We start from the raw sequence: 15,742 nt of genomic DNA on the forward strand, positions 1-15,742 counted from the left end.
ATGACAGCAACAGAACCGAAGTGAGGTAGACGGCCACGTTGCATCATTTTCCTGCCCCGCGTAGATCGTCCCTCGCTGAGGCGGTAACCGCTAGAATTGTGGTTTTAGTCCGGAAACCGCCCCATGTCTTTTGCCTCACTTGGCCTGATCGAACCCTTGCTGCGTAATTTGCAGGATCTCAATTACCAGACACCTACGCCGGTGCAGGCCAAGGCGATCCCGGCTGTGCTCAGCAGCAAGGACGTGATGGCTGCGGCGCAGACCGGCACCGGTAAAACGGCGGGTTTTGCGCTGCCGCTGCTTCAGCGGCTGGTGCAACACGGCCCGGCTGTATCCAGCAACCGCGCGCGCGTGCTGGTGCTGGTGCCCACGCGCGAGCTGGCCGAGCAGGTTCTGCAAAGCTTCGTCGAATACGGCAAAGGCCTCGATTTGCGGTTTCTGGCCGCGTACGGCGGTGTGAGCATCAACCCGCAGATGATGAAACTGCGCAAAGGCGTGGACGTGCTCGTGGCCACGCCAGGCCGTCTGCTGGACCTCAACCGCCAGAACGCCGTGCAATTCGATCAGGTACAAACGCTGGTGCTGGATGAAGCCGACCGCATGCTGGACCTAGGCTTCTCGCGCGAACTCAACGCCGTCTTCGCGGCCTTGCCCACGCAGCGCCAGACCCTGCTGTTCTCCGCCACGTTCACTGACGATATCCGCACCATGGCAGCGGGCATTCTGCGCAGCCCGGTCAATATCAGTGTCAGCCCGCCCAACACCACGGCCAGCAAGATCAAGCAGTGGGTGGTGACGGTGGACAAGAAGAACAAGCCCGATCTCTTCATGCACCTCGTGGCCGAGAACAACTGGGAGCACGCGCTGGTGTTCGTCAAAACCCGCACCGGCGTGGATTATCTGGCAGCCATGCTGGATGACGCGGGCTATTCGGTCGACACCATTCATGGCGACAAACCGCAACCGGCGCGGCTGCGCGCGCTGGAGCGCTTCAAGACGGGCGAAGTGAATATGCTGGTCGCCACCGACGTGGCCGCGCGCGGCCTCGATATCGACGACCTGCCGCTGGTGATCAATGTCGATCTGCCGATCGTCGCGCAAGACTATGTGCACCGGATTGGCCGTACCGGCCGCGCAGGCGCCAGCGGCGTCGCCGTGTCCCTCGTATGCGCCGACGAAGCGCCGCTGCTGGCCGCAATCGAAGCGCTGATCCAGAAAACGCTGCCCCGCGAAGAAGAGCCGGGTTTCGAAGCGGAACATCGCGTGCCGCAAACCAGCGCGGCGGGCGAACTGATCAAGAAACCCAAAAAGCCCAAGAAGCCCAAAGTGCCGCAAGCTGGGCCCGCCGTGAAACAGGCGTCTGGCCAGAAACCGCGCCCGCAGGGCGGCGAAAGCAAACGCAAGCCTGCAGCGCAGCCGCAGCGCACCGCTGCGCCGGAAAAAAGCGTAAATCCGTCTGGCATCCAGTTGACCAGCACCAACCCTTTCAGCACGCAGAAGCCCCGCAGCAAACCCGCCAGCAAGCCTGCCGCAGGTTCACGCAAGCCGGCGGCCAGGTCCGCGGGCGGCCGCGGCAAACGCTAACCCATACGCTCGTCCAGACGCGCATCCAGACGCTGCCCCTACAGCAGCCCCAACGCCGAGGCCTTCAAGGTCGCGGCCGCGCGCGTCGAGCATTCGAGCTTGCGGAATACGCTTTCCACATGGGTGCGCACGGTGCTCGGGCTCAGTTCGAGTTCGCGCGCCGCTTCCTTGTTGCTCGCGCCCCGGCTGATCGAACGCAGCACGTCGATTTCGCGCGCGGAAAGCCGGATCGCCTGCTGCCTGGCCTTGATGCGCGCGCCGCGTAAAGGTGTATCGCGCGCGTCGATCAACGCGTCCACGACCGAGCCGTCGAAGCGACCTTCGCTCACCTCCGTGCGCAAAAGTGCGGCGACTTCGGCGGCTGGCAGCGCATCGCGCCACGGCCGCTTCTCGCCCAGCGCGACGAACGCCACCGCGGCGCTCAGCACACGCGCTTCGAGCGACAAGGCCGGGCCGCCCACACCGCGAAAATAGCCGGAACCATCAAGGCGTTCGTACGCATAAGAGGCCAGTTCCGCGGCCTGGGCCAGCGAGCCGGTTTGCTTGCCGGCGCGCGCGGTCCAGTAGGGAACGAGCCGCACCTGCTCCCATTCGGCGGCGGACAGCCGCCCCGGCGAATTCCAGACACCGTTCGGCACAGCGGCGCGGCCGATACCGTGAACCAGCGCTGCCGCATAAAGACGCGCTTCGCACGCTTCGTCGACACCGAGCCGCGCGCCGCACGCCGCCGCGGCACGCGCAACCGCGCGGGAATAGCCGGTCATCCACGGCAGCTTCAGATCGATCACATCGCCGATCAGTTCTGTCGACGTGGTCTCCTGCATCTGCGGCGTCTGGATCGATTCGTCGAGTGCGGCGGGCTCTCGCGTTGCCAGCGCCTCCAGCCAGTGCGCCGCCTGGGCGGGTACGAGCGTCGCCAGTTCCGCCGGATAACGCGTACCGGCCTGGGCAGCGATCAGGCCAAGCGCACGTGGCAGGCCATAAACGCGGCTGAAAATCTCCAGGTCACCCGCCAGCGTGACCACGTACACCGCACGCGGCACCGCCGCACCGGCGAGGCCGTCGGGCATGCCGGTGCCGTCCCACGCTTCGAAGATATGGCGCAAGGCCGCTTCGGTATCAGCGGTCAGTTGCAGGATGCGCGCGACTTCTCCCGAGACCTCGCAGTGGATCTGCGCGAGCGGACGCATCGCGCCTTTGACGCCGTTCGGATCGACCGTCTTCGCCCAGTCCTGACGCTGCGCCAGCATCGCCTCTCGACCGGCCACGTCGTCGCCGAGCATGTCGGCGAATCCCCCCGCGTTGGCAGTGCAGCCCGACCACCTCAACAAGGCCGCCTGCGCCGACGTTGCGGCGAGCACATCGCCCTCGCCGGTGGCGCGAGCGAGCTGGCCGGCCAGCCAGGCCGTGCGCAGCGAATGGTCGGTTGGCTGCCCCATGCTGAGGTCGCCAACGAAGGCGAGCGCCCGGATGGCGTCGTATGCGCGAACCTCCGCGCGTTCACCTGATGCGTTTTCGTTCACTGATCCACCGATACATCGCGATCGTCACATAGCCCGCGACTATAGCGCAGCGAGCCTCGCCGGGTCGGTCATTTGACCGATACCGATACGGCCCCGTCACTGCGATCCTTCTCTCCACGTCAACGCCGGCCAGAGCATCCAGTCCAGGCGTGAATCATTGGCCAGCGAGCCGCCCGGCTTGCCAGCCGTTGCCGCAATGACTGCCGCTACGAAGGAAACCGCCTTGAAACGCACCACGATACATCCCGCCTGGGTCCGCATTTTTCACTGGGTCAACGCCGCGGCCGTGATTGCCATGTGCCTGAGCGGCTGGCAGGTGTACGACGCATCGCCGGTCTTCAAGTCTCTCACCATTCCGGCGTCCGTCACGCTGGGTGGCTGGCTGGGCGGTGCACTGCTCTGGCACTTCGCGGTGATGTGGGTGCTGGTTGCCAACTTTCTCGCTTACCTGGCACTGGGCGTCGCGACGGGGCGGCTGCGCACGAAGCTCTTTCCCATCAGCGTCCGCGCCATCGTTACGGATCTGGTTGCGGCGCTGCGCGGCAGGCTCGCTCACGCCGACTTCAGCCATTACAACGCGGTGCAGAAGTTTGCGTATCTCGTCGTCATCGCCGATATCGCGCTGCTGGTGCTCTCCGGTCTGGCGATCTGGAAGCCGGTGCAGTTCCCCCTGCTCTGTGCACTGATGGGCGGTTTCGACAATGCCCGCGTCGTTCACTTCGTCGCCATGAGCGTGGTGGTGGGCTTTTTTGCGGTGCACGTCGTGATGGTCGCGCTCGTTCCTCGCTCCCTGCTCACCATGATCCGAGGCCAATAATCATGAATAGTCCGAAACATCACCGCAAACCCGATCCAGCCTTGAATCTCGACGCGCAATCCATCATCAAGGACGCGCGCAAGGAACTCCAGTCGCCGCAGCGCCGTTTGCTCGGCAAGCGCATTCTCACGCTGGGCGGCCTGATGCTGCTTTCGGGTTGCGACCTCACGAACGATAAATCGGTCAATACGCTGCTGCGCCGCATGTCGTCGTTCAACGACGACGCTCAGGCGCTGCTATTCGATCCGCGCAAGCTCGCGCCGACGTATCCGGATTCGATGATCACGCGGCCCTTCCCCTTCAACGCGTATTACGACATCGATCAGGTGCCGGAAGTCGACGCGCAGAACTACCGGCTCGAACTCAGCGGCCTGGTGAAAGGCAAACGCATCTGGACGCTCGAAGAACTGCATCGGCTGCGTCAGGAGAGTCAGGTCACACGGCATATCTGCATCGAAGGCTGGAGTGCGATCGGCAAGTGGGGCGGCGTGCGATTCGCCGACTTCCTTTCGCTGGCCGGCGCGGATACCACGGCAAAGTATGTGGCCCTGCATTGCGCGGACAACTACTGGACGAGCATCGACATGCCCACCGCGCTCCATCCGCAGACGCAACTCACGCTCACCTATGACGGCGGCATCCTGCCCGCGAAATACGGCTTCCCGATGAAGCTGCGCATTCCCACCAAGCTCGGATACAAGAATCCGAAACACATCGTCGCCATTTCGGTAACCAACACGTTCCCCGGCGGTTATTGGGAGAACCAGGGATACAACTGGTTTGGCGGCTCGTGAGCCACAGACCTTGATTGTTGATCGCGAATTGCAATCGCACTGGCGACGAATCCTTAACTGCCACTCACCCAACGGAGCACTCATGTCCACCCGACTCAAACTCGCCGTTTCCGCCCTTTCCTTCACTGCGGCCTTGACGTTCGCCAGTGCCGCATTCGCGCAGTCTTCCGCGGGCAAACCCGAGCGGATTCGCGGCGAGATCGTCTCGCTCTCCGGCAACACCCTGAAAGTCCACCGCCGCAGCGGCGAAACCGTCACCATCGACGTCGACGACAAAGCCGGCGTGAACGCGGTCAAAAACATCCAGCTCGCCGATATCAAACCCGGTTCGTACGTTGGTGCGGCAGCGGCGCCGGGCCCCGACGGCAAGTTGCAGGCGAAGGAAGTCCTGGTCTTCCCGGAAGCCGCCCGCGGCACGGGTGAAGGCCATTACGCGTGGGATCTCGGTGCGAACAGCACGATGACGAATGCCAACGTCGATACGGTCGTGCAAGGCACCAGCGGCCGCGATCTCAAGCTCTCGTACAAGGGCGGCAGCAACACGATCAACGTGCCGCCCAATGCGCCCGTCGTGACACTCATTCCGGCCACGCGCGCTGAGCTAACGGCAGGCAAGAAGGTCTTCGTGGTCGCTACGCCCGCCAGGGATGGCGCTTACGACGGGCATCTGATCGTGGTGGAGAAGGACGGCGTTGCGCCGCCGATGTAAGGACGCGAGCCGGGGGCGATGGCATAGCGACTGCCTAGCCCCCGTTCAGCAATGCCTGGCACTCCGTTGCAAACCAGTAATCGACCAGGCGCTGCGCGGCTTGCAGGTCATCCGGGTAGTACGGGTCGTCGTTCCAGGGCGAAGGGTTGTAGCCCGCTTTCCTGAGCGCGGCAAGCTCGCTCTGATGCTCCGCCATGGTCGGCGGCGCCTGGCTTTTGAGCGCCGCCAGATCGCGGCATTCCGTTGGACTCAGATGTGCCCCGTTTTGCGCACCGTATTGCGGCACGCCGCCAACTACGCACCCACTCAGCAGGAGCGCTAGCGCAGTGAGCGTCAGACGGCTGGCGAGGACGTTCTCCATACAGCACCTCCAGTAAGGGGCCCTGACGCACCAACCAGTCAGGAAAGCCTTTACGCAGTATTCGACGCGAGATCGGCAAAACTGACGGTCCTGGCCTCGCACGCGCGTACCAGCGCAAGATCGTGACTTGAGAAAAAGACCGCGCTGTTCGCGGCCAGCGTCTTGAACAGATCGACCAGAACCGCACGCGCGGGAGCGTCGAGACCATTGGCCGGTTCATCGGCGATGATGACGGCAGGCTGGCCGATGGTGGTCGCCGCGAGGAAGAATTTCTTGCGCGTACCGAGCGACATCTGCTCGAATTGCTTCTCCATATGCGGTGCAAGTCCAAACCGTTCGGCGATATCGAGCGTGCGGGCGTCGACCGTCATACCTTTGGCGGACGCTACGAGTTCGAGAAGCGCCCTGCCGGTCTGGAATGGATAGGCCATGCAATCGTCGGGCACGTACGCCAGCGCGGCCTTTGCCTTGAGCGGCGCGCTGCGCAGCGAATGGCCGTCGAGCCAGACTTCGCCTTTGCTCGCATCGAGCGCGCCCGCGAGAATGCCTAGCAGCGTGGATTTACCACTGCCGTTCTCATCGCACAGCGCTACGCAGCCTGCGCCGCACGCGAAATGAAGTCCTTCGAATACGACGTGGTTATCGAAGCGTTTGCCGAGGTTTTCGAATCGGAGCATGGGTCAGTCGATTAAACAAAGCATTGCCAGGCCACCGTGACCCAGACCGCCGCCGCTATTGTACCGAGCAACGGCGATTGTCCGGGCGCATAGCGTTGCGGCGCATAGAGCACGGCAAGCAATGGCCCGCACGAGCCTACCAGGGCGGCAGCCGATTCCAGCGACATCGCGTGATGAGCCACCAGTACGAGCGGCACGATGAACATGAACGGCAATGCCAGTGCCGCTACGGTCAGGACGTCGGCCCGCGCATTCGCGATTGCCGCAATCGGCAGCGTTTGCATGAAGTGCGATGCACGAAAGTGAGCCGCATGGAGATCGCGATAAAGCGTCGCTGCGATCAAGGCAATGGCAGCCTGCGCAATCAGCGTCAAGGGAATGGCGCGTGCGTCGAACCCCCAGATCCCCAGCAGAAACCATGTGCCGGTCACGACCGAACCCATCATCAGGCATCGCCCTGCTGTGGCTGCCATCTGTGCGCGTACGATGCCGGCCTGCAATCTGGTCCTTGGCGAAAGAGCACGTCGAAGGCACACGCGGATCGACCGCAATCCCCGTTGCGTGAATTCGCCCGATAGCGTGGATCGCGCCGCCGGAACTGGTGCGGTATGCACGAGGGCGAATGCGGCGAGGACCAGCCCTATCCCTAAAGCCCCGATGCCAGGCACACCATCCGCCTCCAGACCGCCGACGAGGAAGACGTTGGCGACGAGCAGCGCAATGGCGTTGATCGCGCCGCTCGACAGTACAGACAATTGCCACCCGAGCGTAATCAGGCATAGATCGAGCACGAAGAGGTAGTTGACCGCCTTATGCGGGAGAAAGGCTAGCGCGGAAGCCGCTGCGACCACCGGCAGCAGCAACGGCGTACTTGCGACGAGCACGACGATCGCGTCAACCGCGCGATGTCGATGCCCGGAGACAGGCAAGGATTTGAGGAAGGCGGCAAACGGGCCGCCTGTGATCGCGGTGCGCTGCGCCCAGACCCAAAGCACGCCGACGGCTTCGAGAAGATGCACCCAGGCGTATCGCCATTCGACACCATGAGATCGCGAAAGCACTTCGAGTATCGGCGCGCCCAGCATGCGCGTCTGCGCCAATACCGGCATTGCCGGAAGAAGGAGCAGCATAGACAACGCCAGAGCCTGCCAATGTCTGCGCAGCATGCGGGACGTTGCGAAGGCGTACCACCTCAATCGGTCAATCAGCATGCTTTACAGTTACCTTTAAACGGGAAAAACGCATCAAGTCTCCTCCCGCTTCACTCGGCAATCGCCGTACGTCAGTTAGGCCATTTTTGATTTGAACCAGTTCCTGGACGTCAGCAGAAACAAGCCAGCAACAGTGCCGACGGCGATGCTTGTCAGACCCGCGAGACTGCCGTGCCCAGCGGATAAGCCGTTCTCGAACAATTGATAGAGGTTCGTTACGACGAGCAACGTTGTCGAAACAAGCAGGAGATTTCTCGCCCAGGCTTTCCGCGCCGAAAGCTGCATGACGGTGTATGCGAAGGAGAATAGTCCTGCGCCAAGTAGCGCAAACACCGTGAGCGCCGCCTCTACTTCTGGAAAAGTATTGAGAGGTGGAACGCCAATTTGAAAACCGACGCGAATGACGACAACCAGAATTGCAACCCAATAGATCGCGATTGCTAAGCGCACCCGTTTAGGAGCATCACTACCCGGGAAAAAGATCAATTTAATCACCTCTCCCACAGTTACCGCCATCGACTCCGGGAACAGCTTTTCGATCATAGTTCTCTTTACGGAGTTCCTCTAGCAAGACGTGCCGATAGAGTGAAGCAAACGTTTTCTTATGCGCTCTACATGGCTCTTTGTGGAGCGGCAACTTATGCCAGGAAGCCGTGCGCGCCCGATGCAACACGCATGGTTCGTACTACCCGCAATATCTGATTATCCAACGATGCCAATTTATCCGTCGACATCTTCTAGAGAACTACGCAAAATACACAGGCAGCTTCAGCATCTATCGCGCCTTTAAAACGAGAAAATATGGAAACCGATTGGAAGTTGGTACGCGACGTGTTAAACGCAGTTATCGACAGCTGCGAGGGGCTAGAACGTATCGGGTATTCTGAGGCAGACCGGGGGCGGACCGTAGAAGTCAACGGCCGACAGGTAAGCGTTCAGGATTTTCTGGTGAGTGCCTGGACATTGCCCGAAAACGCCCGCTACACAATAATTCGCGAGCGGCACAAAATGGGCGCCGACAATCCCTATGTTCCAGAGTCTGCACGAATGCTTCTTGCGGTATCTGCCGCGTGCGCGGAACTCATCGGAGCGGGGAAGGAGCCACCAGGTGGAACTTCAATCCAGGAACTGGCAAGTTGGTATCGAACTCATTTCGATCCGCACGTCCAGCGCGCAATTGCCGCGCAATAGCGCGTAGGGCTTTTATAAAGGCTATTCACGACGCCTGAAGAAAGTGGTCTCACGGTATCGCAACGGCACGCCCCCTCCGCGTGCCACCGCGATACTCATACATCCCTCGCCTTAAAAATCGGCAGACGCCGAAAGCCAGAACGTACGCGGCATCCCTGCAAACACATACCCCGTGGGATTAGCCTGCCAGTAATAACGGTTGAAGAGATTCGTCACGTTGGCGCGCAGCGTGACATCGTGGTTCGCAATATGTGTGGTGTAACGCCCGCCAAGATCGACGCGCGTCCAGCTCGGTACGTGCTGAAGATTATCCTGGCTAACGTAGGCCTCACCCGTATAAATCACGCGTCCGGTCAGCGTAAAACCCGGCAGGAACGGCGTATCCCATTCCGCGCCAAGATTGGCCTGGAACGAAGGCGCGCCCAGCGCGTGATTGCCGTCGTACACGCCGCCCTGCGTATGCTGAAGTTTCGCATCGAGCCACGTCATACCGCCCACCACGCGCACGTCGCGCCCCACCTTGCCGAAACCCGAAAGCTCGATGCCGCGATTGCGCTGCTCGCCGTCGAGGCTGTAGACCTTCGTAACCGGATCGACGATACCGCTTGGCACCTTGATCTGGAAAACGCTCAGCGTCGCGCCGAAGTTGCCGAGATCGAGCTTGGTTCCCGCTTCGATCTGCTTTGACTTGTACGGCGCAAATACCGCATCCGGATTCGATGCATCGGCGGGCGGCGACGATCCAGGTGTGAGCGCCTCGATATAGTTCGCGTAGAACGAGAGCTGATCCAGCGGCCGCACGACCAGCGCGAAAGACGGCGTCGCCGCTGTCTGGTCGTAATGGTACGAGGTCGCGCCGCTTGCGGCGTAATTGCTGCTGTCCACCCATTGCTGGCGCACGCCAAGCGTCAACTGCACGACACCGTCGAGCGCGGAGAGCGTATCCGCAATCGCCACGCTGCGCAGCGTCTGCGAACTGTCCTTGGCCTCCGGCGACGAGGAAACCGGTTCGCCCAGCCCCGCTAGACGCACCGGCGCATAAATGTTGGTGAGGTAGCTGCCATACGTCGTCTGGCCGAGCCACGTTGTCTGCTGCAAGGAACTGCCGCTCAGCACCAGTTGATGGTCGATCGGGCCGGTGTGCAGACGCGCGCGAATGCCGGCTTCGGCAGAAACCGCATGCGATGTGCCCTGCTGATAACGCGAGGTCGAGCGCGCATCGCCTTGCGCATCGAGGATCGTCGCGCCCGGGTCTTCGAGCTTGTCGTAGCCAAACTGGTTTGCGCCGATCGCGCCAAACAGCGTCACGTTCGAGGTCAGATCGTATTCCACGCGCCCCATGGCCGTGAGGCTATGCGAGTTCGAATACGAAAACGTCTGCGCGAGGTTAATGGTCGGATCGGGCGCGCCCGGCATCGCGAAGCCTGCGAGCGGGGTGTAGCCGCGCGCGGCCGCACGCATGTAGTCGTCCTGATAGATCACATCGCCCGAGGCGCGCAGCCGCGTGCCGCGATAGTCGAGCCCAAGCGAGACCGCATTGCCGCGTCGCGACTGTTCGTCGATTTCCGTATCGCCTTCGCGATGCGCCGCGTTCAGGCGGATCCCGAACGCATTGTCCGGTCCGAAGCGGCGGCCAATATCGGCGTGCGCGCCAAACACGGAATTCGATATGTATTCGCCCGTCAGGCGCGTGAGCGGCGCATCGTCGGCGCGCTTGGTCAAGACGTTGACGCTGCCGCCAATACTGCCCTGCGGCAGCATGCCGTTGAGCAGCGCGCCCGGCCCTTTGAGGATCTCCACGCGCTCGATGGGATCAGGACCAACGCGATAATCCGGCACCAGCCCATACAAACCGTTGAGCGACATTTCATCGTTTTCCACGCGCAGCCCGCGAATCGTGAGCGCGTCGTAGCGGTTGCTGCTGTCGATCGCGGCGCGCACCGAGGGATCGGTGGTCGTCAGCAACTCGGCGATGCTGGTCGATTGCTCGTCGCGGATCAGCTTCGAGGTATAGCTTGCGATGCTGAACGGCGTGTCCATGTAGTCACGCTCGCCAAGCAGACCGGCGCTCGCGCCGCGCGCGACCTGACCGCCCGCATACGGCGCGGTCACCGCGTCGCTGCCGCGCGCCGCGACCACGCTGACCGCAGGCAGCATCGCTTCGCCGGCGGCATCCGCAGACGGCCTGGCACGCAGCGAAAAGCTGCCGTCGGGCTGCCTGACGGCTTCCAGTCCTGTGCCCGCGAGCAGTCTGCGAAACGCTGCATCGACGGAATACGCTCCCACGACGCCATTGCCGGTTTTTCCCGCCGTCAGCTCGGCGGGCACGCTGATGAGCACGTCGGCCTGATCGGCCAGTTCGTTGAGCGCGCCGGAAAGCGGCCCGCCGCGCACGTTGTATTGACGGCTATCGGACGCAGTGCGCGCCGTGCCTTGCGCCTGGGCCGACGATACGGCGCCCGCCCCGGCAAGCGCGGCGCTCATCAGCGCGATGCTCATGGCGTTGAGAAGCGGTCGGCGTACGCTCGAACGAGCGTAGGTGTTGTGGGCGTCGGGGAATCGTGAATCGACCATCGGGCGGCGATGGCGGGGCTGCTGGCGATGCATACGGCGTAGGTCCTCGGAATAACGGTGGTCTCGCGAGGCTCATCGCTGGCGCATTTCAGTGACGCGCCCTGGCAGCTTCGATGAGTCCTCTTTCACCTGTTAATCGAACGAGGAACGAAAATGCGAACCGGTTGGGGAAAAAATTTAAAAAGATCTTCGTCGAGCTTCAGCGCGGCCCGATGGTCGTCCACCACGGCAAAGGCTTGTGGACAGCAATCGGCAAATCGCGCGCGAGCATCGTCAGCACCTGATCCGGATTGCCGATCGGATAGCGCCCGACGACGCGCAAATCAGCCACGCCCGGATCGACGCCGAGATGGCCGTGCTCATAACGTCCCAACTCTTCGATCAGTTCAGCGAGCGTGATGTCGTCGGCGAGAATGACCCCACGCGACCAGGCTTCGCGCGCGCGATCCGCGATCGCCGCGGCGGATATGGCGTCGGCGCTGAAGGTGCGCTGCTGCCCCGCCTCCACGCGCGCCAATAGTCCCGTGCGAGTGCGGATCTGCACCGCGCCCTCGAAGACCGACAAGGCGGTGAACGACGGCATCTGGCGCACTGCGAAACGTGTGCCGAGCGCCTGCAGTCGTCCGTTCTGCGTATCGACGTAGAACGGCCTGCCGCGTGCGTCCTTGCCGGTGTCGACGAGAATTTCGCCCTGTTTCAAGGTCAAGAGCCGACGCTTGTCGTCGTACTCGACATCGAACGCACTGGCCGTGTTGAGCCAGACCTGCGTGCCGTCCGTCAGTTCGATGGCGCGTTGTTCGCCAACGCCCGTGGCATAGTCCGCGCGCCACGCCACCACCAGATCCGCGAGCGGCGTGAGCCGGTAGCCAAACCATGTCGCAAGACCGCTGGCCCCCAGCGCGGCGAGTCCCGCGAGCACGCGGCGACGGCTGCCCGCCTGCTTCGCCGAGACGCGCAGCGCCGCGACAGCCGCATCGCGCTCGCCGTCTTCACGCGCGCGCAACGGCGCGAAGCGCTGGCTGATGCCTTCGATATGCGCCCATGCAAGCCGATGCTCCGGGCGTGCAGCCAGCCATTCCCGCCAGGCGGCGCGACGCTCGGCGCTATCGCCTTCGGCGTGCAGCGCGGCGTACCAGTTAGCGGCCTGTTCGAGGCTCTCGAAGTCGGCCTTGGCGGCGTTGTCGGGGGTGTTCGCGGACGTCATCGGGGCAAAGGTATCAGCGCGAGAGGCCCGCTTCGATCAGGGCCAGGTGCAGCATGGCCTGCGCAAGGTACTTCTGCACCATGCGATCCGAGACGCCCAGCTCCTGCGCAATCTCGCGCGTCGATAGACCGTGAATCTGCGCCAGCATGAACGCGCTGCGCACCTTGTCGGCCAGGCGGCTGAGCGCCGCGCCAATCTCCATCAGCGTTTCGATGACGATGGCGCGATGCTCGGGCGACGGCTCATAAGGCTCGGGAAGCGCCGCCAGCGTATCGAGCCACGCCTGCTCGACCTGCCGCCGACGCCACAGGTCGACACACATGCCCTGCGCCATGGTGCGCAGATACGCACGCGCCTCGCCGGGCTGGCCGCGCATGGCCGGCACCGGCCTGACGATCAGGCGCAGGAAGGCGTCATGGGCGAGATCCGCCGCATCTGCGGCATTGCCGAGGCGGCGGCGCAACCACGCCTGCAGCCAGTGATGGTGCGCATCGTAAAGCGCACCCACCTCACTCTGATCAGTGAGTTCGAAAGTCGTCATTCAGCCACTCTTTCAAGACGATACGCGCGCTGCACGGCGACGCCCGGCAGCACGGGCAAGGGAGAGGGTCGATGCATATCGCATCCACAAAGCAGAATAGAAACTATTCTCATTTACATGTTTTTGTCAACCTGATTGCGAATCGTTCTCAGATTCCTTGACACAATCTTACAAATGATAATAATTCTCGATTCCGCTATTCGCCAGACCTTTCCAAACGTCCGCCTGCGCAAGAGTTCCTAAGCCGACACGCACGTTGGCACCGCGCCGGCTCGTGCCAAAACAAGAATCAGAAACAGGAATGCAGATAATGATCAGAAGTCCGAACCATCATGTCGATCACCGTTTGGGCGAGGTGGTTTCGCGTTGCCTCACGACCAGACGGCGTACGCTGGCAACCCGCATGGCGCTGGCCGGCCTGTTGCATTGCGCACTGGCCGGCGCGGCGCACGCCGAGACATCGGGCACAGCCGACGCGGATTCATCGCCCAAAGAAACGCAGCAGACCTTACCCGCCGTTGTCGTCAAGGCGCAGGCCGCACCGGATGAACTCCCTGCCCCGTACGCGGGCGGACAGGTCGCGCAAGGCGGCAGGATTGGCCTTCTGGGCAACCAGAACGTGATGGATACGCCTTTCAGCGTGACGAGCTATACGTCGAAGCGCATTCAGGACCAGCAGGCCGCGACGCTCGCCGACGTGCTGAACAAAGATCCCTCCATTCGCTTCACCGGCCAGACCGGCGGCGTGACCGACTCGTTTTATATCCGCGGCTTCCCCATCAATGAAGGCAATGTGAGCGAATTCGCCTTCGACGGCGTGTATGGCGTCGTGCCGAACTATCACGTCTTTCCCGAGTACGTTGAACGCGTCGAAGTCATCAAAGGACCGGCCGCGCTGCTCTACGGCATGTCGCCCAATAGCGGGGTGGGCGGCGTCGTCAACATCGTGCCCAAGCGGCCGCTTGCGCAGGATCTCACGCGTGTGGGCGTCGATTACACCTCCGATGCGCAGATCGGCGGTCATGTGGATTTGAGCCGCCGCTTCGGCAATGAGCGGCAATTCGGCATCCGCTTTAACGGTCTGCATCGGCAAGGGGAAACGCCGCTGGACAACCAGCGCTCGCGCTCGGATGTCGGCGCCTTGTCGCTCGACTATCAGGGCGGAAGGCTGCGCGCGACGCTCGATTTCATCGAGCAATACCAATGGATCGACGCACCGACGCGCCCCTTCCTGCTCGCCTCCGGCATCGCCGTGCCGCAGGCGCCTGACGGCGCGCGAAACGTCACGCAGTCATGGGGCTGGTGGAAGTCCCTTGATCAAGCGGTGTTGCTGCATTCGGAATACGATGCGAGCCAGCACATTACCGTTTTCGCCGATGCCGGCACGGCGAAAACCGATGTCTCGCGCCTCTCCGATCAGACACCGACCATCCTCAACGCCGCTGGCGACACGCGCTCCACGCCGCAAAACTGGAAGTTCCAGGTGAATCGCTGGAGCGCCGATACCGGCGCGCGTGCGCACTTCGACACCGGCCCGGTTTCGCATGCGCTCACGCTTATGGCCGGTTTCTACGGCGACCGTATCGCCAATGGCAGCAATTCGGGCACGGCGATACTCTCGAATATCTACGCGCCGGTGGCCAGCCCACAGCAATACATCGCCGCGCCATCGCGCGTGGCCAAGGTATCTTCGTCGCAACTCTATGGCGTAGCGCTCGCCGACACACTGAGCGTACTGAACGATCGCGTGCAACTCACGGTCGGTGTGCGCCAGCAACAGATCCAGTCGGACAATTTCAATACCAGCACGGGCGTGAAATCCTCGTCCTATGACAAGGGCGCAGTCACGCCGCTCGTGGGCGTCGTGTTCAAGCCGATCGAGCATGTTTCGCTATACGCGAATTACGTCGAGGGCCTGAGCCGCGGCGATATTGCGCCAACCACCGCGTCCAACGCGGGCCAGGTGTTCGCGCCATACAAGGCGAAACAGGAAGAGGTAGGCGTGAAACTCGACTATCGCAGCATGATGGCCACCCTCGCCGCCTTCCGCATCACCAAACCGAGCGGCCAGCTTTACGGCACGATCTACTCGGTCGATAGCGAGCAGCGCAATCAAGGGCTGGAATTCACGTTCGCGGGCGAACCTGTGAAAGGCGTGCGATTGCTGGGCGGCGTGACGTGGCTCGACGCGACGCTCACCAAAACCAACAGCGCCGCTACGGTGGGCAATCGGCCTGTTGGCGTGCCGCGCTGGATGGCGAATGCGGGCGCCGAATGGGATCTGCCGTGGCTGCGAGGCCTGACGCTCACGGGCGGCGTCAATTTCACCGGTCAGGAATATTTCGATCAGGCCAACCGGCAATCAGTGCCGTCATGGACCACGGTCGATCTCGGCGCACGTTACACCACGCCGCTCTATGGACGGGCAACCACCTTTCGCGCCGGCCTGCTCAATGCGTTCAATCGACACTACTGGTCGGGCGTTGCGTCGTACGGCACGATTTCACTGGGCGCGCCGCGCACGGTGTTCGCGTCGGCGACTGTGGACTTTTGAAC

14 protein-coding genes are annotated in these 15,742 nt (G+C 62.5%); 6 read left to right on the plus strand and 8 right to left on the minus strand.

The window, feature by feature from the left end; all coding sequences use genetic code 11:
* Positions 1 to 123 precede the first annotated feature (123 nt).
* The gene (locus F3J17_RS15975) at positions 124 to 1,584 is read left to right on the plus strand and encodes a DEAD/DEAH box helicase (protein ID WP_167060253.1); all 1,461 of its coding nucleotides are present in this window, start codon (positions 124 to 126) and stop codon (positions 1,582 to 1,584) included.
* Positions 1,585 to 1,622: 38 nt separating this feature from the next.
* Here the strand turns inward: F3J17_RS15975 and F3J17_RS15980 are convergent, their stop codons facing one another.
* Complete coding sequence (locus F3J17_RS15980) at positions 1,623 to 3,023, minus strand: HD domain-containing phosphohydrolase (protein WP_167060256.1); 1,401 nt, start codon at positions 3,021 to 3,023, stop codon at positions 1,623 to 1,625.
* A 307-nt stretch (positions 3,024 to 3,330) separates the two neighbouring features.
* On the opposite strand from F3J17_RS15980, the gene F3J17_RS15985 reads away from it, so the two are divergent.
* The 3 genes from F3J17_RS15985 to F3J17_RS15995 all read left to right on the plus strand — a co-directional run bounded on the left by F3J17_RS15985 (position 3,331) and on the right by F3J17_RS15995 (position 5,427).
* Positions 3,331 to 3,924 (plus strand): cytochrome b/b6 domain-containing protein, encoded by a 594-nt coding sequence (locus tag F3J17_RS15985; RefSeq protein ID WP_240161012.1) that lies wholly within the window; start codon positions 3,331 to 3,333, stop codon positions 3,922 to 3,924.
* A 2-nt stretch (positions 3,925 to 3,926) separates the two neighbouring features.
* Complete coding sequence (locus F3J17_RS15990; RefSeq protein ID WP_167060259.1) at positions 3,927 to 4,718, plus strand: molybdopterin-dependent oxidoreductase; 792 nt, start codon at positions 3,927 to 3,929, stop codon at positions 4,716 to 4,718.
* An 82-nt stretch (positions 4,719 to 4,800) separates the two neighbouring features.
* A complete protein-coding gene (locus tag F3J17_RS15995; protein WP_167060262.1) occupies positions 4,801 to 5,427 on the plus strand; it encodes a hypothetical protein in 627 nt (208 codons plus the stop codon).
* Between the two features lie 34 nt (positions 5,428 to 5,461).
* Here F3J17_RS15995 and F3J17_RS16000 read toward each other — a convergent pair whose 3' ends face one another.
* The 4 genes from F3J17_RS16000 to F3J17_RS16015 all read right to left on the minus strand — a co-directional run bounded on the left by F3J17_RS16000 (position 5,462) and on the right by F3J17_RS16015 (position 8,219).
* Positions 5,462 to 5,788 (minus strand): DUF4148 domain-containing protein, encoded by a 327-nt coding sequence (locus tag F3J17_RS16000; protein WP_167060265.1) that lies wholly within the window; start codon positions 5,786 to 5,788, stop codon positions 5,462 to 5,464.
* 50 nt (positions 5,789 to 5,838) lie between these two features.
* Positions 5,839 to 6,465 (minus strand): ABC transporter ATP-binding protein, encoded by a 627-nt coding sequence (locus tag F3J17_RS16005; RefSeq protein WP_167060267.1) that lies wholly within the window; start codon positions 6,463 to 6,465, stop codon positions 5,839 to 5,841.
* Between the two features lie 11 nt (positions 6,466 to 6,476).
* Positions 6,477 to 7,676, minus strand: coding sequence for a hypothetical protein (locus F3J17_RS16010; protein WP_167060270.1), 1,200 nt, complete (start codon positions 7,674 to 7,676; stop codon positions 6,477 to 6,479).
* A 75-nt stretch (positions 7,677 to 7,751) separates the two neighbouring features.
* Positions 7,752 to 8,219 (minus strand): hypothetical protein, encoded by a 468-nt coding sequence (locus F3J17_RS16015; protein WP_167060273.1) that lies wholly within the window; start codon positions 8,217 to 8,219, stop codon positions 7,752 to 7,754.
* A 258-nt stretch (positions 8,220 to 8,477) separates the two neighbouring features.
* Between F3J17_RS16015 and F3J17_RS16020 the strand changes: the two genes are divergently transcribed.
* Positions 8,478 to 8,867 carry a hypothetical protein gene (locus F3J17_RS16020; RefSeq protein ID WP_167060276.1) on the plus strand — a complete coding sequence of 130 codons (390 nt, stop codon included), beginning with the start codon at positions 8,478 to 8,480 and terminating at the stop codon, positions 8,865 to 8,867.
* Between the two features lie 111 nt (positions 8,868 to 8,978).
* On the opposite strand, the gene F3J17_RS16025 is transcribed toward F3J17_RS16020, so the two are convergent.
* The 3 genes from F3J17_RS16025 to F3J17_RS16035 form a co-directional block, all read right to left on the minus strand.
* Positions 8,979 to 11,366, minus strand: coding sequence for a TonB-dependent receptor (locus F3J17_RS16025; RefSeq protein WP_240161000.1), 2,388 nt, complete (start codon positions 11,364 to 11,366; stop codon positions 8,979 to 8,981).
* Positions 11,367 to 11,640: 274 nt separating this feature from the next.
* Positions 11,641 to 12,645, minus strand: coding sequence for a FecR domain-containing protein (locus tag F3J17_RS16030; RefSeq protein ID WP_167060279.1), 1,005 nt, complete (start codon positions 12,643 to 12,645; stop codon positions 11,641 to 11,643).
* A 13-nt stretch (positions 12,646 to 12,658) separates the two neighbouring features.
* Positions 12,659 to 13,186, minus strand: a complete 528-nt coding sequence (locus F3J17_RS16035; protein WP_167060282.1) for a sigma-70 family RNA polymerase sigma factor — start codon at positions 13,184 to 13,186, stop codon at positions 12,659 to 12,661.
* Between the two features lie 310 nt (positions 13,187 to 13,496).
* On the opposite strand from F3J17_RS16035, the gene F3J17_RS16040 reads away from it, so the two are divergent.
* Positions 13,497 to 15,740, plus strand: a complete 2,244-nt coding sequence (locus F3J17_RS16040) for a TonB-dependent siderophore receptor (protein ID WP_240161001.1) — start codon at positions 13,497 to 13,499, stop codon at positions 15,738 to 15,740.
* The last annotated feature ends 2 nt before the right edge of the window (positions 15,741 to 15,742 follow it).

The organism is Burkholderia sp. Ax-1719, assembly GCF_011753055.1.
GTDB lineage: Bacteria > Pseudomonadota > Gammaproteobacteria > Burkholderiales > Burkholderiaceae > Paraburkholderia.